This is a genomic window from Streptacidiphilus sp. PAMC 29251, from assembly GCF_054208735.2.
Genome location: NZ_CM135725.2, coordinates 2473989 through 2498899, shown reverse-complemented (window position 1 = coordinate 2498899; position 24911 = coordinate 2473989). Strand labels below are relative to the sequence as shown.

Sequence of the window (24911 nt, the reverse complement as noted above, 5' to 3'; positions counted from 1 at the left end):
TCGCTGTTCCCGAGGTGAACACTGGGCCGATGCGGAAGAGCACGGCGCCCACGGCGGCGCAGTTGGAAGCGGCCAAGAGCGCGACGATCCCGGACGTGGCCGGGCCCGGGCTGCGGGTGTTGTTCTGCGGCATCAACCCGGGCCTCTGGTCCGGGGCGACCGGTCGGCACTTCGCCCGGCCGGGCAACCGGTTCTGGCCCGCGCTCCACCGCTCCGGGTTCACGCCCCGGCAGTTCGCCCCGGAGGAACAGGACGAACTGGTCGCGCTCGGCCTGGGCATCACCAACGTGGTGGCCAGGACCACCGCCAAGGCCGACGAACTGACCGCGGCGGAGTACCGCGAGGGCGGAGCAGCCCTGGTCGCACGGGTGGAGCGGCTGCGCCCCCGGGCCCTGGCGGTGCTCGGCATCGGCGCCTACCGCACCGCGTTCGGACGACCCCGGACGACGGTCGGCCCGCAGGCCGAGCGCATCGGTGACACCGAGGTATGGGTCCTGCCCAACCCGAGCGGACTGAACGCCCACTACACGCTGGACGGCATCGCCGCGGAATTCCGCCGGCTCCGTGCGGCGGTGTCCGGCGAGGGCGACGACGGGCCGCTCTGACCTCGGTTTGACCCTGGTCGATCGGGCGCGTAGTGTCCTTCGAGTTGCCCTGTGAACAGCGGCGGCGACAAAACCCCTGATGAGATAGCATGGCCTTCTTTGGCGTGCCGATTATCAGAAAAGCGCGGAATTGGCTTGCATCGAGAAATTCCGCTAGAGTTTCACTCGTCGGAACGGGCCGGAAACGGTCTGGTACGGTGGGAAACGAAGTAAGCAGTACGAACGAAGCGCCCGGAGAGACCGGTGAGACGGTCTTGAAGGAAGTGTCCGTTCCTTGAGAACTCAACAGCGTGCCAAAAGTCAACGCCAAGTTTCATTTGGCAAGATAATGCAGTAAACACTAGCGAGGACGCAGTGCACGGGGTCGGCTATTCCGCTGATCGTCGTGCCGCTCTTTCGCGGGTGCTATCAGGATTACCTGATGACATTCACGGAGAGTTTGATCCTGGCTCAGGACGAACGCTGGCGGCGTGCTTAACACATGCAAGTCGAACGGTGAAGCCCTTCTGGGTGGATCAGTGGCGAACGGGTGAGTAACACGTGGGCAATCTGCCCTGCATTCTGGGACAAGCCTTGGAAACGAGGTCTAATACCGGATACGACGCATCTCCGCATGGGGTGTGCGTGGAAAGCTCCGGCGATGCAGGATGAGCCCGCGGCCTATCAGCTTGTTGGTGGGGTAATGGCCTACCAAGGCGACGACGGGTAGCCGGCCTGAGAGGGCGACCGGCCACACTGGGACTGAGACACGGCCCAGACTCCTACGGGAGGCAGCAGTGGGGAATATTGCACAATGGGCGAAAGCCTGATGCAGCGACGCCGCGTGAGGGATGACGGCCTTCGGGTTGTAAACCTCTTTCAGCAGGGAAGAAGCGCAAGTGACGGTACCTGCAGAAGAAGCACCGGCTAACTACGTGCCAGCAGCCGCGGTAATACGTAGGGTGCGAGCGTTGTCCGGATTTATTGGGCGTAAAGAGCTCGTAGGCGGCTTGTCGCGTCGGATGTGAAAGCCCGGGGCTTAACTCCGGGTCTGCATTCGATACGGGCAGGCTAGAGTGTGGTAGGGGAGATCGGAATTCCTGGTGTAGCGGTGAAATGCGCAGATATCAGGAGGAACACCGGTGGCGAAGGCGGATCTCTGGGCCATTACTGACGCTGAGGAGCGAAAGCGTGGGGAGCGAACAGGATTAGATACCCTGGTAGTCCACGCCGTAAACGTTGGGAACTAGGTGTGGGTCACATTCCACGTGGTCCGCGCCGCAGCTAACGCATTAAGTTCCCCGCCTGGGGAGTACGGCCGCAAGGCTAAAACTCAAAGGAATTGACGGGGGCCCGCACAAGCAGCGGAGCATGTGGCTTAATTCGACGCAACGCGAAGAACCTTACCAAGGCTTGACATATACCGGAAACGTGCAGAGATGTACGCCCCCTTGTGGTCGGTATACAGGTGGTGCATGGTTGTCGTCAGCTCGTGTCGTGAGATGTTGGGTTAAGTCCCGCAACGAGCGCAACCCTCGTTCTGTGTTGCCAGCATGCCTTTCGGGGTGATGGGGACTCACAGGAGACTGCCGGGGTCAACTCGGAGGAAGGTGGGGACGACGTCAAATCATCATGCCCCTTATGTCTTGGGCTGCACACGTGCTACAATGGCCGGTACAATGAGCTGCGATACCGCGAGGTGGAGCGAATCTCAAAAAGCCGGTCTCAGTTCGGATTGGGGTCTGCAACTCGACCCCATGAAGTCGGAGTTGCTAGTAATCGCAGATCAGCATTGCTGCGGTGAATACGTTCCCGGGCCTTGTACACACCGCCCGTCACGTCACGAAAGTCGGTAACACCCGAAGCCGGTGGCCTAACCCGTAAGGGAAGGAGCTGTCGAAGGTGGGACCAGCGATTGGGACGAAGTCGTAACAAGGTAGCCGTACCGGAAGGTGCGGCTGGATCACCTCCTTTCTAAGGAGCACAGTGCCACTGCGTCAGCATCTGTCTGACGGTGGCCAGCTCATGGGTGGAACGTTGACTATTCGGCACCGCACGGTCCTTCGGGTCTCTGGTACTGCGCTTCGGCGCGTGGAACGAGGTCTGGTGGGGTGGGTGGTGTCGGGCGCGCTGTTGGGTCCTGAGGGTACGGCCGGAAGGTCTGTGTCCTTTGAACGCCGGCCCCAGTGAACTTCGCACCGTGTGTGTGGGGGTGATGGGTGGTTGGTCGTTGCTTGAGAACTGCACAGTGGACGCGAGCATCTGTGGCCAAGTTTTTAAGGGCGCACGGTGGATGCCTTGGCACTAGGAACCGATGAAGGACGTGGGAGGCCACGATAGGCCCCGGGGAGCTGTCAACCGAGCTTTGATCCGGGGGTGTCCGAATGGGGAAACCCGGCAGTCGTCATGGGCTGTCACCCGCCGCTGAACACATAGGCGGTGTGGAGGGAACGCGGGGAAGTGAAACATCTCAGTACCCGCAGGAAGAGAAAACAACCGTGATTCCGAGAGTAGTGGCGAGCGAAATCGGATGAGGCTAAACCAGTCACGTGTGATACCCGGCAGGGGTTGCGTGGTTGGGGTCGTGGGATTGCACTTCAGTTGTCTGCCGACTTCTGGGCGAGTCAGAAACCGTATGGGTAGTCGAAGGACATGCGAAAGGTCCGGCGTAGAGGGTAAGACCCCCGTAGACGAAACCTGTACGGCTTGCTTGTGCAACTCCCAAGTAGCACGGAGCCCGAGAAATTCCGTGTGAATCTGGCGGGACCACCCGCTAAGCCTAAATATTCCCTAGTGACCGATAGCGGACAGTACCGTGAGGGAATGGTGAAAAGTACCGCGGGAGCGGAGTGAAATAGTACCTGAAACCGTGTGCCTACAAGCCGTGGGAGCGTCGTCAGGAGGGCTTGCCCTTACTGATCGTGACTGCGTGCCTTTTGAAGAATGAGCCTGCGAGTTTGCGGTGTGTTGCGAGGTTAACCCGTGTGGGGTAGCCGTAGCGAAAGCGAGTCCGAATAGGGCGATTGAGTAGCGCGCCCAAGACCCGAAGCGGAGTGATCTAGCCATGGGCAGGTTGAAGCGCGGGTAAGACCGTGTGGAGGACCGAACCCACCAGGGTTGAAAACCTGGGGGATGACCTGTGGTTAGGGGTGAAAGGCCAATCAAACTCCGTGATAGCTGGTTCTCCCCGAAATGCATTTAGGTGCAGCGTCGCGTGTTTCTTGCCGGAGGTAGAGCACTGGATAGGCGATGGGCCCCACCGGGTTACTGACCTTAGCCAAACTCCGAATGCCGGTAAGTGAGAGCGCGGCAGTGAGACTGTGGGGGATAAGCTCCATGGTCGAGAGGGAAACAGCCCAGAACACCGGCTAAGGCCCCTAAGCGTGTGCTAAGTGGGAAAGGATGTGGAGTCGCAGAGACAACCAGGAGGTTGGCTTAGAAGCAGCCACCCTTTAAAGAGTGCGTAATAGCTCACTGGTCAAGTGATTCCGCGCCGACAATGTAGCGGGGCTCAAGTACACCGCCGAAGCCGTGTCATTGCAACGTGAAGCCCCAACGGGTGTTGTGATGGGTAGGGGAGCGTCGTGTGCCGGGTGAAGCGGCGGCGGAAGCCAGTCGTGGACGGTTCACGAGTGAGAATGCAGGCATGAGTAGCGATACAAGAGTGGGAAACTCTTGCGCCGATTGACCAAGGGTTCCTGGGTCAAGCTGATCTGCCCAGGGTAAGTCGGGACCTAAGGCGAGGCCGACAGGCGTAGTCGATGGACAACGGGTTGATATTCCCGTACCCGCTTTGAAGCGCCAACGTCGAACCTCTGAATGCTAAAGCCGCGAAGCCGTCTCGGATCCTTCGGGTGAAGAGGAGTGGTGGAGCCGCTGACCCAACAGGGTAGTAGGTGAGCGATGGGGTGACGCAGGAAGGTAGTCCAGCCCGGGCGGTGGTTGTCCCGGGGTAAGGGTGTAGGACGTGTGATAGGCAAATCCGTCGCACATATAGTCTGAGACCTGATGCCGAGCCGATTGTGGTGAAGTGGATGATCCTATGCTGTCGAGAAAAGCCTCTAGCGAGTTTCATGGCGGCCCGTACCCCAAACCGACTCAGGTGGTCAGGTAGAGAATACCGAGGCGTTCGGGTGAACTATGGTTAAGGAACTCGGCAAAATGCCCCCGTAACTTCGGGAGAAGGGGGGCCGGAACTGGTGATGGGACTTGCTCCTTGAGCTGGGGCCGGCCGCAGAGACCAGCGAGAAGCGACTGTTTACTAAAAACACAGGTCCGTGCGAAGCCGTAAGGCGATGTATACGGACTGACGCCTGCCCGGTGCTGGAACGTTAAGGGGACCGGTTAGCTGCGCTTCGGTGTGGCGAGGCTGAGAACTTAAGCGCCAGTAAACGGCGGTGGTAACTATAACCATCCTAAGGTAGCGAAATTCCTTGTCGGGTAAGTTCCGACCTGCACGAATGGCGTAACGACTTCTCGACTGTCTCAACCATAGGCCCGGTGAAATTGCATTACGAGTAAAGATGCTCGTTTCGCGCAGCAGGACGGAAAGACCCCGGGACCTTTACTATAGCTTGATATTGGTGTTCGGTTCGGCTTGTGTAGGATAGGTGGGAGACTTTGAAGCTCAGACGCCAGTTTGGGTGGAGTCGTCGTTGAAATACCACTCTGGTCGTGCTGGATGTCTAACCTGGGTCCGTGATCCGGATCAGGGACAGTGTCTGGTGGGTAGTTTAACTGGGGCGGTTGCCTCCTAAAATGTAACGGAGGCGCCCAAAGGTTCCCTCAGCCTGGTTGGCAATCAGGTGTTGAGTGTAAGTGCACAAGGGAGCTTGACTGTGAGACCGACGGGTCGAGCAGGTGCGAAAGCAGGGACTAGTGATCCGGCGGTGGCTTGTGGAAGCGCCGTCGCTCAACGGATAAAAGGTACCCCGGGGATAACAGGCTGATCTTCCCCAAGAGTCCATATCGACGGGATGGTTTGGCACCTCGATGTCGGCTCGTCGCATCCTGGGGCTGGAGTAGGTCCCAAGGGTTGGGCTGTTCGCCCATTAAAGCGGTACGCGAGCTGGGTTTAGAACGTCGTGAGACAGTTCGGTCCCTATCCGCTGCGCGCGCAGGAGTCTTGAGAAGGGCTGTCCCTAGTACGAGAGGACCGGGACGGACGAACCTCTGGTGTGCCAGTTGTCCTGCCAAGGGCATGGCTGGTTGGCTACGTTCGGAAAGGATAACCGCTGAAAGCATCTAAGCGGGAAGCCTGCTTCGAGATGAGGACTCCCACCACCATCGAGTGGGTAAGGCTCCCAGTAGACGACTGGGTTGATAGGCCGGATGTGGAAGCCCTGTAAGGGGTGGAGCTGACCGGTACTAATAGGCCGAGGGCTTGACCATAGTTGCTACGCGTCCACTGTGCAGTTCTGAAGTCACGACCCATTGCTCCGCAAGGGCAATCAAGTGTCAACTTCATAGTGTTTCGGTGGTCATAGCGTGAGGGAAACGCCCGGTAACATCCCGAACCCGGAAGCTAAGCCTCATAGCGCCGATGGTACTGCAGGGGGGACCCTGTGGGAGAGTAGGACGCCGCCGAACAACCATTACAGTAAAGCCCCCTGACCACCGGTCAGGGGGCTTTACTGCGTTCAGCCGTGGCAGAGGAGCTGGACGATCAGCACGTCATCGTCCAATCCGCGTAGGTAGGCGTCGGCAAGGCGCCAGTACGCGGACGCTTCGGACTCGCCCGGGCGGAATTCCCCGAGGGGACGGGCGTTCCAGGTAGCGGTCCATTGACCGTCGAGGGTCAGCAGCACGGCGGTAGGCACGGCGAATACCGCTGTGCGCTCCACGTACTTCTCCCTGCCGCAGGCGAATTGGGCGACGGGATCCATCGTGGCGAACATATTTGGGTAGTGTTTGTCTTCTCCGCTGATCGCGTACTGGGCAAGTGCCTGCACCAGGGGTTGGGCCAGGTGGTCGCGTTTGGCCAGGTCGGCCTGGGGCGAACGATCATTGGCAGTCGCGCCGTGGCGGGAGAGGAAGGCGGACAGGGGTTCCGCAGGCGGGTGCTCGGCTGCGAGGCGGGCCCAGACCACCCAGGTGGCTTCGGCGTCTGCGGCGCTGATCGCACGCATACCGTCCAGGTCGAGCAGGCCACGGGGCGCGCCGTCGCAACGGAGCGGCCCTCGGGGGCGCGGGGCGCCGTTCGGCTGGGTCGGCTGGTACAGCAGTCGGGAATCCGCGTCGTGCTCGGGGCGCACGACCAGGTTGTCGTAGCTGGACATGTGCCACCAGTCCCACTCGCCCTGGTATTCCCCCCAGGAGCGAGATCAATGTTCTGGTCGAAGCGGTGCATGGCTGCGGTGATTGCCGGCATGGGATCGTTCTGGGCAGAGGGGGCAGTGTGACCGTCACCCTGAACTTCATACTCACCGCTCCGTTGCATTCGACTCCGAGTGGATCATCATAGGGGGTGCGACAGTGATCGAAATCATCTTTGAGACCCACTCCTCCACCACCGACAACGAGGCCGGTATCGCCACCGGTTGGCTGCCGGGTGAGCTGTCGCCGACCGGGCGGCTGCAGGCAGCTGACCTTGGTACGCGACGGCGGGGCGACGGGATCACAGCCGTGTTCAGTTCCGATCTGAAGCGGGCCATGGAGACCGCGCGGATCGCCTTCGCCGGCAGTGGGCTGCCGATGCATCAGGACTCCCGGCTGCGCGAGTGCAACTACGGCGAGCTCAATGGCACGTCGAGGGAGGAACTCGAGCAGCTGCGGGCCCGGCACATCGACCTGTCCTTCCCCTCGGGGCAGAGCTATCGCGACGTCCTCGCCGCCACCGCAGACTTCCTGCACGACCTGGCGGCAGGGCAGTACGGAAACCGGGTGCTTCTCATCGCGCACTCGGCCAACCGCTGGTCGCTCGACTGCCTGTTGGCCGGGGCCCGGCTGGAGGGCCGGGTGCTCAACCCCGGCCCCTGGCAGCCGGGTTGGCACTACACCGTGGCAGCGGGCGGTCAGGCGTCAGGGTCGACTTCGGGGTGCGTGAACCGCATGGGCTTGCCCAGCGACCGGGCGTAGGCGATTTCGGCTCGTGTGCTGTCTCCGATGTAGTCGCCGACTACGAGCACCTCATCAGCGAGCCGGATCTTCGCCCGGTGCAGATCGTCGAGTCGAACCTTCAGCGCCTTGGCCTCGACAGGATCGGACCAAAATTCGTGAGGCGACTTCATGTCACAGCCCGGTTTGACGACAATCCTTCCGGCTTTGGTCTCCCGCAGATCGGCCTCGTTCATCTCGGTCATGAAGCGGGTGGAACCGCAGATCACGACGATACGCGGGAGGCTCAACAGCTCTTTGGCGTCGGCGAGCTTTTCCTCAGGGGTGAGCAGTTGCGGGTGTGACACTGGGTCCTCCTGGTGGTGTGGTCCATGGGCCCTGTCCAAACCGCTGCGACAGGTCATCGAATCGATCAACGAGACCTTCAGGGCTGGTGCCGCAACGCCAGAGGGCGCAGGGCGAAGTCCGCCCGCTTGCGCCAGAGGATGCCATCGAAGACCAGCAGCTGGACCGAGCTGACCTGCGCCGTGATCGGCAGTTGACTGGCCAGGGCGACTTCAACGGTGTTCAGCACATCCGTTTGCTGAGCTATCGCCACCGTCAGATGCGGGACGACCTCTGCAAACCGGCCTCCGTACGGTGGTGCCTCCGGCCACCTGTCGACGACGGCCTCGGTCAGTGCCCGCAGCGGGCCGGCTGGCTCCGGGGCCAGGAAGAGCACCCCGGGGAAGCGGCTGCACCCGCGGAAGCACAGGTCAAAAGCGCGGTGGGAGCCGAACAGCTCACCGAGGACGTCCAACACCTGGTTATCGATGCGGTCCTGGTGCAGAAACGGGGCCAGCACCGACACATGGGCCGGGACCCCGGTCCCGACGGACGCGTCGAAACGTTCACGCCAGTAGCCCACGACCGGCTCCGCCTCGGGGATCTTGACGATCAGCGCGGTCTCGCCCGCCCGATACTGCCCCACCTCGTCCGCTGTCATGGCGACATGATGCCAGTCAGTGGATCTCCGTCCGCTGGACGGCGTCGTGGGCGAGGAGGCTGCGCGCGCAGTCAAGGACGGTCTGCTGGGCGGGGCTGTCAGCCCAGGACGCGCCGCGCGCATCCTCGATCTGGTCATCGACGGACTGCGTACCCGCCGGACGGGATAGGCTGATCGCGCGGACGTGACTGGCGCTTGGGTGGGGTGAACCACCGGGGAGCGTTCCGCCTTCTGACGAAGCCGTGCGCCTGGGCGATCCATCCCTGACCGAGGGTTTGCCCATGTCTGCAGAGTTGATGAACGGCACCGACCTGGCCCGCGAACTGGTCGCCGAAGCCGCGGAGCGTGCGGCGGCGTTGCTGGCGGGGACCGGGGTCCGGCCGTGTCTGGCCACCGTGCTGGTCGGCGAGGACCCGGCCTCCATGACCTATGTGGCGATGAAGCGCAGCCGCTGTGCCAAGGCGGGCATCGAGTCGCGGTACGTGCCGCTGCCGACGGAGACCACGACCGAGCAACTGGTGGCGGTGATCAGGGGGCTGTCCGAGGATCCGTCAGTGCACGGGATCCTGCTCCAGCATCCGGTGCCCGCCCACATCGACGAACGTGCCGCGTTCGAGGCGATCGATCCGGCGAAGGACGTCGACGGGGTGACCATGTGGTCGTTCGCCGCGATGGCGTTCGGCCGCAGTGACGGCTTCGCCTCCTGCACGCCGGGCGGGATCATGCGTCTGCTGGACGCCTACGGGGTCGATCCGGCCGGGAAGCGGGCGGTCGTCGTCGGGCGGAGCCCGATTCTGGGGAAGCCGATGGGGATGCTGCTGCTGGCCCGCGATGCCACGGTCACCTACTGCCACTCGCGGACGGTCGACCTCTCCTCCGTGATCGCGACGGCGGACATCCTGGTCGCCGCGGTCGGCCGGCCGGAGTTCATCAAGGGGGTCGACATCAAGCCCGGCGCGGTGGTGATCGACGCCGGCTACAACGCGGGCAATGTGGGGGACGTCGACGCCGCAGGCGCGCGGGAACGCGCGGGGCTGCTCACGCCGGTGCCGGGCGGGGTGGGTCCGATGACGATCGCGCTGCTGCTGGAGCAGACGGTCAGGGCGGCGGAGTCGGCAGCCGCAAAGGGCTAGCCGGAAGTGGGGCGTGGGGCTGTCTGTGAGAAGCCGTCGCTTGTACAGCGCCGTCGCTGTACATTGGTGATATGTCGAAGCACATCACCATTCGGGTGGACGAGGAGTTCCACGCCCGGCTGGCGGCGCGGGCGGCGGCCGAGGGCACGACGATCACGGCACTGGTGACCGAGGTGGCCAAGCGCGAGCTTGACGCCGACCGTCAGCGGTCCCTGGACGCGGCCGCCGAATTCAACACCGAAGAGAACTGGGCCTACTTCCAGGAGCGGTTCGGGCGGAAGAGCGCGTGAAGGCAGACGAGGCCTGGGCCTGGAACGTTCTCGCGCACCACCTTCCCTCCGACCCGACGGTCTGGGACCCCTCGGGGATCAGCGCCGCGATAGCGCGGCACGCGAGTGACATCGTGCTGGTCGCCGACGAGGAACCGCGCGACATCTGCTGGCGGGCGGCGGCCCTGCTGCACACCCTGGCGGTGTGTCCGCCGCTCGACAGCCCCATGAACGAGTTCTACGCGGCGACGCTGACCCGCTCGTACCTGGCGATGGCGGGGATCAAGCAACTGCCGAACAGCTTCGCGCTGGCGGATCTGGTCGAGCACGCCAAGGAGCGCCGCGCCGACGTCTTCGCCACGGCGGAGGCGCTCCGGCAGCTCACCGACCTCAACTGACCCGCAGCAGCACAGCGCTCAGCCGCGCCACGAAGCGGAGCGGCCGAGCAGGGCGAGGATGTGCTCCAGCGTCGGCAGCGGCTCGCCCGTGGCCAGTCCGGGCTGGAACGCCGCGCCCGGCGCCCGGCGGTTCTCGCCGTCCGGCACGAACTCGGCGATCGGCAGGGCGGCGTCCAGCAGGTCCTGGTCGAACGCCACCGGTACGCCGATCGCCTCGGCGACGTCCCAGGCGTGGACCACGCTGTCGATGAACTGGAAGCCGATCGCCTGCTCCGCCGGGAATCGGAAGCTCGGGTGGAGCTCCGGCAGCCAGAGCGTGCGCTGCAACGCCCCCTCCTCGGCGAACGCGGTGATCACGTCCGCGGCCGAGGCGGCGAAGACGCCGGCCGGGTCCTGGCCGACCGGGCGGTCGTGCCAGATGGACAGGTCCGCGGACTCGCCCCGGGCTGAGGCGGCGAAGCCGTGGTTCTGGACGGTCATATGGGCCAGCAGCTGGCCGAGGGTCCAGGCGGAGCAGGGGGTCGGCAGGTCGAGCCGGCCGGGCTCGACCTGGTCCACCACCGACTGAGCCACCGTCAGGGCGCGCTGGTGCAGGGTGCGTATGTCGCTCATGGCCAAACCCTAGCCCCGTACACCTGACGGAGACGGGTCAGCGCGGATCGGTCGGTCGACGCTCCAGTGCCGGACGACCTGGCAGAACCAGGCCTCCTCGTCGTCGCGCCGGGCGATCAGGGCGAACCGGCTGATGGTGAGCTGCCCGCCCTCGTGGTCGCCGTAGAGCAGGTCGATGTTGACCCGGTCCCGCTGCTTGATCTGCTGCAGCAGCACCGCGTGGTCCGGGTCCTCGGACTCGCGGATCGCCGCGTGCCAGAAGCTGGTGTCGCCGGGGGCTATGTAGAGGTCGCGGCCCTGCCGGCGGAAGGCGTCCACCGGCGGGTGCTGGTTCTCGGCGTACTGCGGGCGCTCGCCGACACGCCAGCCGTGGATCACACCGAGACCGGGGCCGACATTGCGCAAGGAGGCGGCCAGATAGAGGGCGCCGTCAGCCAGACGGAGGTATCCGGCGCTGCCGGGGAGATGGGCCCAATGGCCGTCCTGCCAGATCAGCTTCTGGTCCGGCGCCTCCAGTCGGGAGGAGATCAGCAGCGGACGCAGCGCGGCCTGCACCGCACGCTCTGCGGCCTGCGCGGATCTGCTCGCCGAGCGGATCGCGGAGAAGGTCGCGGTGGCCAGTACGAGGGTGCCTCCGGCCGTGGCCAGATTGGAAACTGTCGCCCAGTCAGTCATGGGAGCAGCGTAGGGGTTCACCCGTTCGGGGTGGGGCCCGCGGCGCTGCGGCGTGCGGAGACCGGATGCTCCGGATAAGAAAGGTCACACGAGGTGTCCAGCTTGCCCGGGGCGCCGAGTCTATGTGCGTACTGTGAGGGGCGAAACCGTGGGGCGGGTTCGGTCGTCCCTGTATCTGCACAGATGTACCAGTCGAAAGTCGGGAGAATCCCCATGGGCGCAATGTCCCGCAGGAACGTACTCGCCGGCGGCGCTGTCGCAGCCGCCACCGCGATGGGGGTGACCGCCTGCGCGGACGGCTCGGACCAGGGGAAGGCGTCCTCGGGGGACAGCCGCACCGTGAAGGGCACGTCGGGCCACTCCGGCGCGTCCGCGTCCCCGACGACCGCCGGCGCGCGGCTGATCGGCGACGGGTCCACCTCCGACACCGGGCCGCAGCCGAACCAGCCGGTGCCGGAGAAGCTCGCTCCGGGGCAGCGGCCGCCGCAGTTCGTGGTGTTCTCCTGGGACGGCGCGGGCGAGGACAAGAAGCAGCTGTTCTCGCACTTCCGCAAGGTCGCGCAGGAGACCAAGGCCACCATGACCTTCTTCCTGTCCGGCATCTACCTGGTGCCGGAGAGCAAGCAGAAGATCTACCGGCCGCCGGGCCACCGGGCCGGCGCCTCCGACATCGGCTACCTCACCGACGAGCACATCCGGTGGACCCTGCAGCAGGTCGGCCCGGCCTGGCTGGAGGGGCACGAGATCGGCACCCACTTCAACGGCCACTTCTGCAGCCCCAGCAACGGCGTGGGCACCTGGTCCTCGGCGGACTGGCGCAGCGAGATCGAGCAGGCGGTCGGCTTCGTCACCAAGTGGCGTACCAACACCGGCTTCACCGACCTCCCGCCGCTGCCGTTCGACTACACCAAGGAGCTGATCGGCAGCCGCACCCCGTGCCTGCTGGGCCGGGACAACCTGCTGCCGACGGCCAAGTCGCTGGGGTGGAAGTACGACGCCAGCTCGCCGGGCGGCAACCAGGTCTGGCCGGGCATGCGGGGCGGGCTGTGGGAGTTCCCGCTGCAGTCGATCCCCTTCCCGGGGCACAGCTTCCAGGTGCTGTCGATGGACTACAACATGCTCGCGAACCAGTCCAACGCCAACATCAACGGCGATCCGGCGACCCGCCCGTACTGGCAGCGGCAGTCGTACGAGTCGTACATGGCGGGGTTCAACCGGGCCTACAGCACCAACCGGGCGCCGTACTTCATCGGCAACCACTTCGAGAGCTGGAACGGCGGCATCTACATGAAGTCCGTCGAGCAGGCGCTGCGGGACATCGCGTCCAAGCCGGATGTGCGGCTGGTGTCGTTCCGGCAGCTGGTGGAGTGGCTGGAGGTGCAGGATCCGGCGGTGCTGGCCAAGTTGCGCACGCTGGACGTGGGCGCCAAGCCGTCCTCCTGGGCGGAGTACACCACCGGCGCGGTGCCCAAGGCGCCTGCCACGGCCCCCGCCACGGCCCCTGCCACACCCGCGCACGTCTGAGGCCGGGGCGGGTTCGGTTCCCGTTCTGCCCCCGGAATCCGTCCGGGTGACCTGATTCCCGCCGATCGGCGGGGTCCGGTCACAACTCTGGACGGACGCCGGGGGCGGCTCCCCGGCTGCATGCTGATTGTGCTGGTAGGAGCGCGCCCACCCGCGCGCCGCCCGGCCACCGTCCTCTTGTCGTGTCGGTCCCACGGAGCCGTAGCAGATGTCTCGAACCGCAGTTGCGTCGCGTACGCAGCGTGTCAGTGCCCGTGCCGTTGTCTGGTATCTGCGGGTGGTCGCGTGCCTCAACCTGCTCGGGGCGGTGTCCGTCTCGCTGCGGGACCAGATGCGGCACCACAACACCGGGGATCTCTACACCCCCTACCTGCTCACCGCCGGCTTTGCCTCGGGGCTGTTCGCCCTGGTCATGGCGGTGATGATGAACCGTCACAAGCGGGCCGCCTGGATCGCCAACGCGGTGCTCAGCACGCTGCTGCTGGCGGATCTGGTGCGGGCCATGGCGATGCACCGCAGACCAGGTCGCACCCCTTCAACTGGGTCACCGCGGGGGTCGCCCTGCTGTTCGCGGTGGCGATGCTGCTCGGCCGCCGGGAGTTCCAGGCCAAGGGCGATCCGGCGAACCCCCGGCTGGCGCTGGGCGCGCTGCTCGGCGGGGGCCTGGTCACCCTGCTGGCCGGGCTGCTGCTGGTGGGCGCGACCAACACCGACACCGGGGCCTCGCTCGGCGACCGGATCCACTACGTGCTGCTGCGGGTGGTCAGCCTGGGCTTCCCCGGCAACAACATCCACTCGGTCGCGGTGCCGCGCTGGGTGGACGTGGCGATCAACGTGCTCAGCGTGGGACTGCTGCTGCTGGTGCTGTTCGCGATGTTCCGCACCTGCCGCGGCAAGGAGTTCCTCGGCGACGAGGACGAGACCCGGCTGCGGACGCTGCTGGAGCGGCACGGCGAGCGGGACTCGCTGGGCTACTTCGCGCTGCGCCGGGACAAGTCGGTGGTCTTCTCCCCGTCCGGCAAGGCGGCGGTCACCTACCGGGTGCTCGGCGGGGTGTCGCTGGCCTCCGGCGACCCGATCGGGGACATCGAGGCCTGGCCCGGCGCGATCGAGCGCTGGCTGGAGCAGGCCCGCGAGCACGCCTGGGTCCCGGCCGTCACCGGCGCCAGTGAGGAGGGCGGCACCGTCTACGCCCGGCACGGCCTGGACGCGCTGGAACTGGGCGACGAGGCGATCGTCGAGGTGGACGAGTTCACGCTGGAGGGGCGCGCGATGCGCGGGGTGCGCCAGGCGCACAACAAGGTGCGTCGCGCCGGATACAGCGTGATGCTCCGCCGGCACGGCGACATCGCCGACGCCGAGATGGAGACCCTGGTCCGCCGAGCCGACCAGTGGCGCGACGGCCAGACCGAGCGCGGCTTCTCGATGGCGCTGGGCCGGCTCGGCGACCCGGCCGACGGCCGCTGCATGATGCTGGAGTGCCGGGACGGCGATGGCGAGCTGCGGGCGCTGCTCAGCTTTGTGCCCTGGGGCGAGAACGGCCTCTCGCTGGACCTGATGCGACGGGACCGGGAGTCCGACAACGGGCTGCTCGAGTTCATGGTGATCGAGCTGCTGCAGGGCGCCGAGCAGCTGGGATCCAGCGGGTCTCGCTGAACTTCGCGGTGTTCCGGGCGGTGTTCGAACGCGGCTCCAAGCTGGGCGCGGGACCGTTCCTGCGGGCCTGGCGCTCGGTGCTGATGTTCTTCTCGCGCTGGTGGCAGATCGAGTCGCTGTACCGGGCCAACGCCAAGTACCGGCCGCAGTGGGAGCCGCGCTACCTGCTGTTCGAGCGCAGCCGCGACCTGCCCAGGATCGCCCTGGTCAACGCGTGCGCCGAGGGCTTCATCGCGGCGCCCCGGCTGCCCTCGCTGCTCGGCCGCCGCCGTCGCGGCAGCGCGGTCGAGGCGCAGAAGCCGGTGCTGGAACGCGCGGCGTAGGCCTCCGGCTTGAGGCTGGGCGGCCCGCGGGGGCGGGCGGGTCGCTAGGTGACCGGGACGACCAGCGGGAGGGCGGCGCTGACCAGGTAGCCGCCGTCCTCGGTGGGCCGGGTGTCCAGGGTGCCGCCCAGTTGCTGGGCCCGCTCCCGCAGGCCGACCAGGCCGTGGCCGCCGCTGGGCAGCAGCAGCGGTTCGGCCCCCGGCGCGGCCGGACCGTTGCGCACCTCCACATACAGCCGGCCGCCCTCCGACCGCAGCCGTACCGCCACCGAGGACCCCGGCGCGTACTTGCGGATGTTGGTCAGCGCCTCCTGCACGGTGCGGTAGGCGGCCCGTTCGACCGGCTCGGGCCAGTGCCGGCGCGGGCCGAACTCGGCGTCCAGCCGCGCGTCCAGGCCGCTGCCGGCGACCAGCCGAGGCAGGTCGGCCAGGGTCGGCTGCGGGGTGAGCTCGCGTCCTTCGCCGCCGGCCGCGCGCAGCACGCCGACCATCTGCCGCAGCTCCTCCAGGGTCCGCACCGCCAGCTGACGTATCGTCCGGGCGCCCTCGGCGGTGGCCGCCGGATCGTCCGAGCGCACCTGGAGCACGCCGGCCTGGATCGAGATCAGGCTGACCTGATGCGACACCACGTCGTGCATCTCCCGGGCCAGCCGGGCCCGCTCGGTGGACAGCACGTTCTGCGCCAGCAGCCGCTGCTCCCGCTCCTGACCCCGGGTCAGTTCCTCCAGCCGCACCGCCAGCTCGCGCCGGGTCTGCACCAGCAGGCCGAGCACTACCGGGGCGCCGGCCGTCATCAGCGAGTACATCGCGGCCAGCACGGTGGTCCGGTCCCAGTCCATCGCGCCGCCGTAGGGCCAGGGCAGGAATTGGGCCACCGCCAGCAGCAGCGCGCTGCCGGCCACCACCGGGCGGCGGCGCTCGACCGCCGCGACGGTGTAGAGGGCCAGCATCGGCGCCAGCCAGATGTAGCTGAGCTGCAGCCCGGGCAGGGTGAGCAGCAGCACCGGGATCGGCCAGCGGTCGCGGAGCAGCAGCGCGGCGGCCGCCAGCAGCGAGGTGGACATCTGCAGCGGGGAGCTCAGGTCGTTGGCGAGCAGGGCGTCCGCCACCGCCAGCAGCACCGGCACCGCCAGCAGGATCCAGCGCCGGAGGTACCAGCGCGGGGGCGGCGGCTGGGACGGCGGCGGGGACGGCGGCAGGGGCGGCTGCTGCGGTTCGGTCACTGCGTCGGGTCTCCGCCGTCGAGCAGCCCGGCCTGGTGCGCGAAGACCGCGGCCTGGACCCGGTTGGAGGTGCCGAGCTTCGCCAGGATGGCGCTGATGTGGTCCTTCACCGTGCCGGTGCTGAGGAACAGCCGGGCGGCGATCTCCGCGTTGGACAGGCCCTCGCCGAGCAGGGTGAGCACGTCCAGCTCGCGGGTGGTCATGGTGCGCAGCCGGTCGGCGGTCTGCCGGTCGGGTCCGGCGTCCAGGTATCCGGCGATGACGGTGTCGGTCACGGCGGGGGAGAGCATCCGGCCGCCGGCCGCCAGCACCCGGACCGCGTGCATCAGCTGCTCCGGGTCGGTGTCCTTGAGCAGGAAGCCGGCCGCTCCGCCGCGCAGCGCGGTGCCGATGTACTCGTCGGTGTCGAAGGTGGTGAGCATCGCCACGGTCGGCGGGTGCGGGAGCGCCCGCAGCGAGCGCAGCACGGTCAGCCCGTCCACGTCCGGCATCCGGATGTCGAGCAGCACCACCTGCGGCGCGTACTTGCCGACGGTGGCCACGGCCTCCCCGCCGGAGCAGGTGGCGACGACCTCGATGTCGGGCGCCGAACCCACGATCAGGCTCAGTCCGGACCGGACGAGCGTCTCGTCGTCGACGATGACCACACGGATCAACGCGGGACCTCTGCAATCTGGGTGGGGGCGGTGCCTCTAAGAGAGTACGAGAGCGGGGTGGGGCGCGGTTCCATGGCGTGCCGATGAGTCGATCAGCTGTTTGACGATGGAGCGGGCGTGCAGCAGTGTGTGCAGTTCGCGCATACCGAAAGAGTGCCCCGCCTTGCTTGCCTCCCAGCCCGCCACGATCGAGTCGACCGCCCCCGCCCGCCGCCGGATATCCCCGAACCAGCTGGCCTGGTCGCTGGCCACGGTGTTCTTCGCGCTCTACTGCTGCGTGTCGATCCGCCGCTACGAGCGGCTGATCAGCCAGGGCTACGATCTGGGCATCTTCGAGGAGGCGGTCCGCGCCTACGCGCACGGCCGGGCGCCGATCGTGCCCCTCAAGGGGCCCGGCTACAACCTGCTCGGCGACCACTTCCACCCGATCCTGGCGCTGCTCGCGCCGTTCTACCGGGTGTTCCCCTCGGCGATCACCCTGCTGGTGGCCCAGGCCGCGCTGATGGCGCTGGCCGTGGTGCCGCTGACCCGCTGGGCGTACGAGGTGCGCGGGCCGCGGACGGCGCTGCTGGTCGGCTTCGCGGTCGGCGCGTCCTGGGGGATCGTCAAGGCGGTCTCCGACGACTTCCACGAGATCGCCTTCGCGGTACCACTGCTCGCGTTTGTGAGCACTGCTCTCGGTCACCGCCGCTGGCGCGCCGCCGCACTCTGGTCGCTGCCGCTGCTGTTCGTCAAGGAGGACCAGGGCCTGACGATCGCCGCGATCGGCGGCTATATCGCCTGGCAGGGCGGCCGGGAGCGGCGGGCCATCCGCTGGCTGGGGATCGGCCTGGCCGTCCTCGGCCTGGTCGGCACCGCGGTCGAGGTGCTGGTGCTGCTGCCGGCCATGAACCAGCACGGCGGCTTCGACTACTGGAACCAGCTGCCGGGCGGCACCGGCTCGGGCACCCCGGCCGGGGGCGGCGTGCTGCACGCCGCGCTGCACGTCGGCTGGCCGCCGGTGAAGTGGCTGCTGCTGCTGATGCTCGCCGCACCGACCGGTTTCCTCTGCCTGCGCTCCCGGCTGGCGCTGCTCTGCGTGCCGACCCTGGCCTGGCGGCTGCTGTCGGACAATCCGCACTACTGGGGCATCAGCTACCACTACAGCGCGGTGCTGATGCCGCTGGTCTTCGCGGCGATGATCGACGCGCTGGGCCGCGCCCCGGCGAGGACGGCCCGGCGCGCGTTGGCGGTGGGCACCCTGGTCACCGCCGTCACTCTGCCGCTCTATCCGCTGCACGAGGTGGTCATGCCGGAGGCCTGGAGCAGCACCCCGCGGATCACCGAGACCAAGCAGCTGCTGGCCCGAATACCCGACGGCGCCACCGTCGCCGCCTCCAACCACCTCTCGGCCCAGCTGACGCACCGTGACACGGTGATGCTGGTGTGCCAGCCGCAGGGCCCGGACCAGCTCCGCCCGCAGTGGGTCGTGGCCGACCTCACCGACCCCAGCGTCAAGGTCCCCTGCGCGATCGCCGACACCGAACGCCTGCTGGCCCAGTACCGCGCGGACGGCTACCGCCAACTGGTCGACCACGACGGCCTGGTCCTGCTGCAGCGGCCCTAGGCCCGACCCCTTCTCTTGGCGAGCTGCTCTTCCAGGTCGGCGCGGGCGATGCGTTCGTTGCGGGTGCGGGGGCGCAGCAGGTCCAGGGTGAACATCAGCATGAGGCCGGGCGCCACCGTCCCGGCCAGCACCAGCAGCAGTGTCGCCGCGGCCGCCGCCAGGGTTCTGCCCGGCCCCGCCGACAGGTCCCGGGCCGCCGCCAGCGCGCTCCTGCCCCTGAGCCAAGCGGCCAGGCCGTCCGCGGTGGCGGCCAGGTAGACCGCGAGGGCCACCCAGTAGCGGAGGCCGTCCGCCCCCGCGTGCCAGACGTTCCAGAGGATGACCTTGCCGATCCAGAGCTGGAGGAAGGCCATCCCGCCGAAGAGCACCAGCAGGAGGGCCCGCTGCCGCCAGTAGGCGAAGCGCCGGTGGTACCAGTTCCCGCCGAAGGAGGGGATCGACAGCAGCGTCACCCCGCGCGGCAGGTCAGGCCGGGTGAGCCGGTCCCAGGTCGCGGGCGGGAGCGGGTCCGCCGCCCAGCGGTCGAGCCAGGAGTCGGTCGAGGAAGTCGCCACGGCGGAGGACTCTAGCGGGCAGGGGCCGGGCTGGGCTTGACCGGGGGAGCGGCGGGGTGGTCGGGCCGAACGGCGCCGGCAAGAGCACCCTGCTCGCCCTGGCGGCCGACCTGCCGCAGCCCACCGAGGGCAGCATCCAGGTCCACGGCGCCGCGCCGGGCGGCCCGGAGCAGCGCCGCCGGCCGGCCCATGTGGCGCGGAGCGGATCCTCGGCGCACACCGGCTGCTGGTCGGCGGCGGAACAGCGGCGGACCTCGGCGCGCCGCTGGTGGCCCAGGAGCACGAGCGGGGGCATCGCCCGGCCACGTGCCGGGTGGAGCCCTAAGCCGACTCCGGCGCAGGACACGCCGTGCTCATCGCGACCCAGGAGCACCGGTTCGGCTGGCAGTTCACCTACCAGAGCTCGAAATACCTCGAGACCCGCCATGACCGCCATCTGTGGGTCGGGACCGGCCCCATCGTGGTCGACCGCCGGGACGGGCGTCTCCAGAGGCTCGGCGGCCCGGCATTCGGGGACACCGTCGGCGAGTACCAGCGGCTGTACGACCGTGAGGTCGCAGGCATCCTGCCCGGCCCGGACGGCTGCACCTGCGACCCGCCCGAACGTGACCTCTGCCCCGACTGCCTCGGCTGGGGACAGCCGCACGTGGACCTCGACCTCGACGCCCCCATCAACATCTACCTCGACGCCATTATCAACCAGACCTGCTGTGAGGCCTGCGAAGGAGCCGGTGGCAGATTCCCCCACAGCAAATACTGCCCGGTACTACGGCGCCACGCCTGAGCGGCCGTGCTCACATCCGGTCGACGCCGGTGACCCGGAGGACCGCGCGGCCCTCCTCGTCCGAGGAGGCGAGGTCGACCTCGGCGCTGATGCCCCAGTCGTGGTCCCCGGCCGGGTCGTCGAAGATCTGCCGGACCAGCCAGGCGCCCTGGATCGACTCGTCGTCGATGATCAGCATCTTCGGCCCGCGGGCGTCGGGTCCGGTGCCCAGGTCGTCGTGCTCGTCCCAGTAGCCGTCCATGGCCTCGGCCCACTTCTCCTGGTCCCAGCCGCCCGCGGCGACCCCGCCCTCGGCGTCCAGCTCGCCGAGGTCGTAGTAGCGCTCCAGCGCGGCGAGTTCGACCCGGCGGAACATGGCGTTGCGGACCAGCACCCGGAACGCCCGGACATTGGCGGTGACCGGGGTGATCTTCTCCTCGAGGGACTGGGCGGCCTCGATCTCGTCCTCGGGGTTGGCCAGCTTCTCCCACTCGTCCAGTAGGCTGGAGTCGACCTGGCGGACCAGCTCGCCGAGCCAGGAGATCAGGTCGCGCAGGTCCTCGGATTTGAGGTCGTCCGGGATGGTGTGCTCCAGCGCCTTGTAGGCGCCGGCCAGGTAGCGCAGTACCAGGCCCTCGGTGCGGGCCAGCTCGTAGAAGCCGACGTACTCGGTGAAGGTCATCGCGCGCTCGTAGAGGTCGCGGGCGATCGACTTGGGACGCAGCGGGTGGTCGCCGATCCAGGGGTGCACCTGCCGGTAGACCTCGTAGGCGTGGTCGAGCAGCTCCTCCAGCGGCTTGGGGTAGGTGATCTCCTGCAGCCGCTCCATCCGCTCCTCGTACTCGATGCCCTCGCGCTTCATCTCGCCGATGGCCTCGCCGCGGGCCTTGTTCTCCTGGGCGCCGACGATCTGCCGCGGGTCGTCCAGGGTCGCCTCGACCACGCTGAGCACGTCCAGGGCGTAGCCGGGGGACTCCACGTCCAGCAGCTCGAACGCGGCGAGGGCGAACGTCGACAGCGGCTGGGTCAGCGAGAAGTCGGACTGCAGGTCGACGGTGAGCCGGACGATCCGCCCGGTCTCGTCCGGGGTGTCCAGCCGCTCGATCACCCCGCCGGCCAGCAGCGAGCGGTAGATGGCGATGGCCTCGCTGATGTGGCGGCGGCGGGCCTTGGGGTCGTCGTCGTTGTCCAGCAGCAGGTGCCGCATCGCCTCGAAGGCGTTGCCCGGGCGGTTGATCACCGACAGCAGCATCAGATGGCTGACCCGGAACTTGGAGACCAGCGGCTCGGGTTGGGCGTCGATCAGCTTGGTGAAGGTCTCCTCGCCCCAGGAGATGAAGCCGTCAGGAGCCTTCTTACGGACCACCTTGCGCTTCTTCTTGGGGTCGCTGCCGGCCTTGGCCAGCGCCTTGTCGTTCTCGGTGACGTGCTCTGGGGCCTGGGCGACGACCGTGCCGACGGTGTCGAACCCGGCCCGGCCGGCCCGTCCGGCGATCTGGTGGAACTCACGGGCGCGCAGCAGCCGCACCCGCTGCCCGTCGTACTTGGCCAGCGCGGTGAACAGCACGGTGCGGATCGGGACGTTGACGCCGACGCCCAGGGTGTCGGTGCCGCAGATGACCTTGAGCAGCCCGGCCTGGGCCAGCCGTTCCACCAGCCGCCGGTACTTGGGCAGCATCCCGGCGTGGTGCACCCCGATGCCGTGCCGCACGAAGCGGGAGAGGTTGCGGCCGAACTTGGTGGTGAAGCGGAAGTTGCCGATCAGCGACGCGATGGCGTCCTTCTCGGTCTTGGAGCACATGTTGATGCTCATCAGCGCCTGCGCCCGCTCCACCGCGGCGGCCTGGGTGAAGTGCACCACGTAGACCGGGGCCTGCCCGGTGGAGAGCAGCGTCTCCAGGGTGTCGTGGATGGGGGTGCGCTGGTACTCGTAGAACAGCGGGACCGGGCGGGTCACCGAGCTGACGGTGGTGGTCGGGCGGCCGGTGCGGCGCTTGAGGTCGGCCTCGAAGCGGCGGACGTCGCCGAGGGTCGCCGACATCAGCAGGAACTGCGCCTGGGGCAGCTCGATCAGCGGCACCTGCCAGGCCCAGCCGCGGTCCGGCTCGGCGTAGAAGTGGAACTCGTCCATCACCACCTGGCCGACGTCGGCCTGCGCGCCGTCCCGCAGCGCGATGCTGGCCAGCACCTCGGCGGTGCAGCAGATGAGCGGAGCCATCGGGTTGACGCTGGCGTCGCCGGTCATCATGCCGACGTTCTTGGTCCCGAACATCTTCACCAGGTCGAAGAACTTCTCCGAGACCAGGGCCTTGATCGGCGCGGTGTAGAAGGTGCGCTCGCCGCGGGCCAGGGCGGCGAAGTGCGCGCCCGCCGCGACCAGGCTCTTTCCGGAGCCGGTGGGGGTGTTCAGGATGACGTTGGAACCGGAGACGATCTCGATCAGCGCCTCCTCCTGCGCGGGGTAGAGGGTGATCCCGCGCTCCTCCGCCCAGCCCGCGAAAATGGAGTATGCCCAGTCGGAGGTATCCCCGGCGGGCACGGAGTCGAGGGCTGTGAGCAGGGTGGTGGACATGACCACAGTCTAGGCGGGTCGGATCCCCGGACGGGTGCCCCCGGCGTGGACGAGGTGGCGCCGAGCCCGTGCCGGGCCGGTGCCGGGCCGGTGCCGACCCATTGACGTGGCCGGGGGCCGGGCCTACGGTCTTTTAAACACGTCTAGACAGGTAGGCAGATGGCTGACACTCAGGACACTCAGGACAGACAGGACAGACAGGCAGGTCGCCAGCTCAAGGTCGAGGCCCACGGCATCGACGTGATCGGCGACGAGGACCGCAAAGGCACGCCCCGGCAGCTGTTCTGGCCCTGGTTCGGCGCCAACGTCTCCATCCTCGGGCTGAGCTACGGCTCGTTCGCCCTGGGCTTCGGCATCTCCTTCTGGCAGGCGCTGGCCGCCGGGGTGATCGGCATCCTGCTGTCCTTCCTGCTCTGCGGCCTGATCGCGGTGGCGGGCAAGCGCGGCTCCGCGCCGACCATGGTGCTCAGCCGGGCCGCCTACGGAGTGCGCGGCAACCGGCTGCCCTCGGTGGTGTCCTGGGTGCTGACGGTGGGCTGGGAGACGGTGCTCGCCGCCCTGGCGACGCTGGCCACCGCCACCGTCTTCACCCGGCTCGGCTGGGGCGGCGGGACCTCCACCAAGGTGATCGCCCTGATCGTGGTCTGCGCCCTGATCGTGGCCGGCGGGGTGATGGGCTTCGACCTGATCATGCGGCTGCAGACAGTGATCACCGTGGTCACCGGGGTGCTGACGGTCGTCTACATCGGGCTGGTGGCCGGCCACATCCACTGGCACATCGTCAGCAGCCTCCCGTCAGGCTCGAACCAGGAGTTCATCGGGGCCCTGGTGTTCATGATGACCGGGTTCGGGCTGGGCTGGGTCAACGCCGCCGCCGACTACTCCCGCTACCTGCCCAAGCGCTCCTCCAGCCGCGGCGTGATCGGCTGGACCACCTTCGGGGCGTCGGTGGCGCCGCTGGTGCTGCTGGTCTTCGGGCTGCTGCTGGCCGGCTCGTCCAAGGACCTGAACACGGCGATCGCGGCCGACCCGATCGGCGCGCTGACCACCATCCTGCCGGTCTGGTTCCTGGTCCCCTTCGCGGTGGTGGCCGTGCTCGGCCTGGTCGGCGGCGCGGTGCTGGACATCTACTCCTCCGGGCTGGCCCTGCTGGCCGCCGGACTGCGGGTGCCCCGCTACGCCGCCGCGCTGGTGGACGGGGTGCTGATGATCGCCGGAACGGTCTACATCGTCTTCCTCAGCAGCGACTTCCTGGGCCAGTTCATCGGCTTCCTGACCACTCTCGGCGTGCCGGTGGCCGCCTGGTGCGGCGTCATGCTGGCCGATCTGCTGCTGCGCCGCAGCGACTACGACGAGACGGACCTCTACCGGCCCCGGGGCCGCTACGGGGACGTCGCCCTGCTGCCGATGGCGCTCACCCTGGTCGGCACCGCGGTCGGCTGGGGCCTGGTCACCAATGCCGCAGCGAGCTGGCTGAACTGGCAGGGCTACCTGCTGGGACCGGTCGGACTCGGCGGCAGGACCGGAGCCTGGGCCGCGGCCAACCTCGGCGTGCTGGTGGCCCTGGCGCTGGGCTTCCTCGTTACCCTGGTACTCGGGCGGGGCCGGGTGCGGGCCCAGGAGAGGCTGGCCCCGGTCGCGGCCAACGCCCCGGACGCGGGAGCGGGAGCGGAGGCGATGCAGGCATGAACGCGCCCCGGCCTGCGAGTTCCCTCCGGCTCGCGGGTGCGTCCCGGCCTGCCAGTGCTTCCTGGCTCGCGGTGATCGACATGCAGCGGGTGTTCGCCGAGCCCGACAGCCCCTGGGCCACCCCCAGGATCGACGAGATCACCGCTCCGATCGGCCGACTGCTGCCCGCGTTCGGGCCCCGCGTGGTCTTCACCCGGTTCGTCGCCCCGGAGCAGCCGACCGGCAGTTGGGTGCCCTACTACGAGCAGTGGCCGTTCGCGCTGCAGCCGCCGGACGCCCCGCTCTACCGGCTGACCGAGGAGTTCGCGGCGCTGGCCGGCCCCACCGTGGACGCCACCACCTTCAGCAAGTGGACCCCCGAGCTGGCCGCCAGGACCGCGGGCTGCGACGCGCTGGTGCTGGCCGGGGTGACCACCGACTGCTGCGTCCTCGCCACGGCGGTCGCGGCGGCCGACGCCGGATGAACGTCCAGGTGGTGACCGACGCCTGCGCGGGCGTGGACGACGACAGCCACCGCCGGGCGCTGCACGTGCTGGGGCTCTACGCCCCGCTGATCCGGCTGGTCACCGTCGACCAGGTGCTCGCCGAAACCCTTGCCGAGACTCCTGGCGAGACCCTCGCCGAAACCCTCGA

18 protein-coding genes, 3 rRNA genes, 3 pseudogenes and 1 riboswitch are annotated in these 24911 nt (G+C 67.8%); of the genes and pseudogenes, 15 read left to right on the top strand and 9 right to left on the bottom strand.

The window, feature by feature from the left end:
- Positions 1–29: 29 nt before the first annotated feature.
- From mug to rrf, 4 genes are all read left to right on the top strand, one after another.
- Positions 30–605 carry a G/U mismatch-specific DNA glycosylase gene (gene mug, locus ACXKR8_RS11670; RefSeq protein WP_458272830.1) on the top strand — a complete coding sequence of 192 codons (576 nt, stop codon included), beginning with the start codon at positions 30–32 and terminating at the stop codon, positions 603–605.
- Positions 606–1032: 427 nt separating this feature from the next.
- A 16S ribosomal RNA gene (locus ACXKR8_RS11665) occupies positions 1033–2558 on the top strand.
- Positions 2559–2850: 292 nt separating this feature from the next.
- Positions 2851–5975: ribosomal RNA gene (locus ACXKR8_RS11660) — 23S ribosomal RNA — on the top strand.
- Between the two features lie 81 nt (positions 5976–6056).
- Positions 6057–6173 (top strand): 5S ribosomal RNA (gene rrf / locus ACXKR8_RS11655).
- The 16S, 23S and 5S rRNA genes sit together here, the layout of an rRNA operon.
- A 50-nt stretch (positions 6174–6223) precedes the next feature.
- Here the strand turns inward: rrf and ACXKR8_RS11650 are convergent.
- Complete coding sequence (locus tag ACXKR8_RS11650; protein ID WP_458272829.1) at positions 6224–6862, bottom strand: hypothetical protein; 639 nt, start codon at positions 6860–6862, stop codon at positions 6224–6226.
- A 196-nt stretch (positions 6863–7058) separates the two neighbouring features.
- Here ACXKR8_RS11650 and ACXKR8_RS11645 point away from each other — a divergent pair, with 196 nt between their 5' ends.
- Positions 7059–7661 (top strand): histidine phosphatase family protein, encoded by a 603-nt coding sequence (locus ACXKR8_RS11645; RefSeq protein WP_458272828.1) that lies wholly within the window; start codon positions 7059–7061, stop codon positions 7659–7661.
- Here the strand turns inward: ACXKR8_RS11645 and ACXKR8_RS11640 are convergent.
- A complete protein-coding gene (locus tag ACXKR8_RS11640) occupies positions 7598–7987 on the bottom strand; it encodes a hypothetical protein (protein WP_458272827.1) in 390 nt (129 codons plus the stop codon). The two genes, ACXKR8_RS11645 and ACXKR8_RS11640, sit on opposite strands and share 64 nt — an antisense overlap.
- 77 nt (positions 7988–8064) lie before the next feature.
- The gene (locus ACXKR8_RS11635; RefSeq protein WP_458272826.1) at positions 8065–8625 is read right to left on the bottom strand and encodes a 2'-5' RNA ligase family protein; all 561 of its coding nucleotides are present in this window, start codon (positions 8623–8625) and stop codon (positions 8065–8067) included.
- A gap of 174 nt (positions 8626–8799) precedes the next feature.
- A riboswitch (ZMP/ZTP riboswitch) is annotated at positions 8800–8886 on the top strand.
- A 20-nt stretch (positions 8887–8906) separates the two neighbouring features.
- Here ACXKR8_RS11635 and ACXKR8_RS11630 point away from each other — a divergent pair.
- From ACXKR8_RS11630 to ACXKR8_RS11620, 3 genes are all read left to right on the top strand, one after another.
- Complete coding sequence (locus ACXKR8_RS11630; protein ID WP_458272825.1) at positions 8907–9758, top strand: bifunctional 5,10-methylenetetrahydrofolate dehydrogenase/5,10-methenyltetrahydrofolate cyclohydrolase; 852 nt, start codon at positions 8907–8909, stop codon at positions 9756–9758.
- Between the two features lie 71 nt (positions 9759–9829).
- Positions 9830–10048 (top strand): toxin-antitoxin system HicB family antitoxin, encoded by a 219-nt coding sequence (locus ACXKR8_RS11625; RefSeq protein ID WP_123494149.1) that lies wholly within the window; start codon positions 9830–9832, stop codon positions 10046–10048.
- A complete protein-coding gene (locus ACXKR8_RS11620) occupies positions 10045–10425 on the top strand; it encodes a hypothetical protein (RefSeq protein WP_380513299.1) in 381 nt (126 codons plus the stop codon). The genes ACXKR8_RS11625 and ACXKR8_RS11620 overlap by 4 nt, the downstream gene beginning before the upstream one ends.
- An 18-nt stretch (positions 10426–10443) precedes the next feature.
- On the opposite strand, the gene ACXKR8_RS11615 is transcribed toward ACXKR8_RS11620, so the two are convergent.
- Both ACXKR8_RS11615 and ACXKR8_RS11610 read right to left on the bottom strand, forming a co-directional pair.
- Positions 10444–11037 carry a TIGR03086 family metal-binding protein gene (locus ACXKR8_RS11615; protein WP_458272824.1) on the bottom strand — a complete coding sequence of 198 codons (594 nt, stop codon included), beginning with the start codon at positions 11035–11037 and terminating at the stop codon, positions 10444–10446.
- 9 nt (positions 11038–11046) lie between these two features.
- Positions 11047–11712, bottom strand: coding sequence for a hypothetical protein (locus tag ACXKR8_RS11610; protein ID WP_462100461.1), 666 nt, complete (start codon positions 11710–11712; stop codon positions 11047–11049).
- 213 nt (positions 11713–11925) lie between these two features.
- Between ACXKR8_RS11610 and ACXKR8_RS11605 the strand changes: the two genes are divergently transcribed.
- Together ACXKR8_RS11605 and ACXKR8_RS11600 are read left to right on the top strand one after the other, a co-directional pair.
- Complete coding sequence (locus ACXKR8_RS11605; protein WP_458272822.1) at positions 11926–13236, top strand: polysaccharide deacetylase family protein; 1311 nt, start codon at positions 11926–11928, stop codon at positions 13234–13236.
- A 208-nt stretch (positions 13237–13444) separates the two neighbouring features.
- Positions 13445–15215: pseudogene (locus tag ACXKR8_RS11600) on the top strand (phosphatidylglycerol lysyltransferase domain-containing protein).
- Positions 15216–15259: 44 nt separating this feature from the next.
- On the opposite strand, the gene ACXKR8_RS11595 reads toward ACXKR8_RS11600, so the two are convergent.
- Both ACXKR8_RS11595 and ACXKR8_RS11590 read right to left on the bottom strand, forming a co-directional pair.
- A complete protein-coding gene (locus ACXKR8_RS11595) occupies positions 15260–16438 on the bottom strand; it encodes a sensor histidine kinase (RefSeq protein WP_458272820.1) in 1179 nt (392 codons plus the stop codon).
- Positions 16435–17094, bottom strand: coding sequence for a response regulator (locus ACXKR8_RS11590; RefSeq protein WP_458272819.1), 660 nt, complete (start codon positions 17092–17094; stop codon positions 16435–16437). The genes ACXKR8_RS11595 and ACXKR8_RS11590 overlap by 4 nt, the downstream gene beginning before the upstream one ends.
- A 163-nt stretch (positions 17095–17257) precedes the next feature.
- Here ACXKR8_RS11590 and ACXKR8_RS11585 point away from each other — a divergent pair, with 163 nt between their 5' ends.
- Positions 17258–18700 carry a DUF2079 domain-containing protein gene (locus ACXKR8_RS11585; protein ID WP_458272818.1) on the top strand — a complete coding sequence of 481 codons (1443 nt, stop codon included), beginning with the start codon at positions 17258–17260 and terminating at the stop codon, positions 18698–18700.
- Here ACXKR8_RS11585 and ACXKR8_RS11580 read toward each other — a convergent pair.
- Entirely contained in the window at positions 18697–19254 is a 558-nt protein-coding gene (locus tag ACXKR8_RS11580; protein ID WP_458272817.1) for a hypothetical protein, read from the bottom strand. The two genes, ACXKR8_RS11585 and ACXKR8_RS11580, sit on opposite strands and share 4 nt — an antisense overlap.
- Before the next feature lie 56 nt (positions 19255–19310).
- Between ACXKR8_RS11580 and ACXKR8_RS11575 the strand changes: the two are divergent.
- Positions 19311–19388, top strand: a pseudogene (locus ACXKR8_RS11575) (ATP-binding cassette domain-containing protein); the annotation flags it as partial.
- A gap of 215 nt (positions 19389–19603) precedes the next feature.
- On the top strand, positions 19604–20038 hold the full coding sequence (locus ACXKR8_RS11570) for a YrhB domain-containing protein (protein ID WP_458272816.1): 435 nt from the start codon (positions 19604–19606) through the stop codon (positions 20036–20038).
- A 10-nt stretch (positions 20039–20048) separates the two neighbouring features.
- Here ACXKR8_RS11570 and ACXKR8_RS11565 read toward each other — a convergent pair whose 3' ends face one another.
- Positions 20049–22589 (bottom strand): DEAD/DEAH box helicase, encoded by a 2541-nt coding sequence (locus ACXKR8_RS11565; protein ID WP_458272815.1) that lies wholly within the window; start codon positions 22587–22589, stop codon positions 20049–20051.
- A gap of 159 nt (positions 22590–22748) precedes the next feature.
- Here ACXKR8_RS11565 and ACXKR8_RS11560 point away from each other — a divergent pair, with 159 nt between their 5' ends.
- Both ACXKR8_RS11560 and ACXKR8_RS11555 read left to right on the top strand, forming a co-directional pair.
- Positions 22749–24278 (top strand): purine-cytosine permease family protein, encoded by a 1530-nt coding sequence (locus tag ACXKR8_RS11560; protein WP_458272814.1) that lies wholly within the window; start codon positions 22749–22751, stop codon positions 24276–24278.
- Positions 24279–24358: 80 nt separating this feature from the next.
- Positions 24359–24864: pseudogene (locus ACXKR8_RS11555) on the top strand (cysteine hydrolase family protein); the annotation flags it as partial.
- Between the last annotated feature and the right edge of the window lie 47 nt (positions 24865–24911).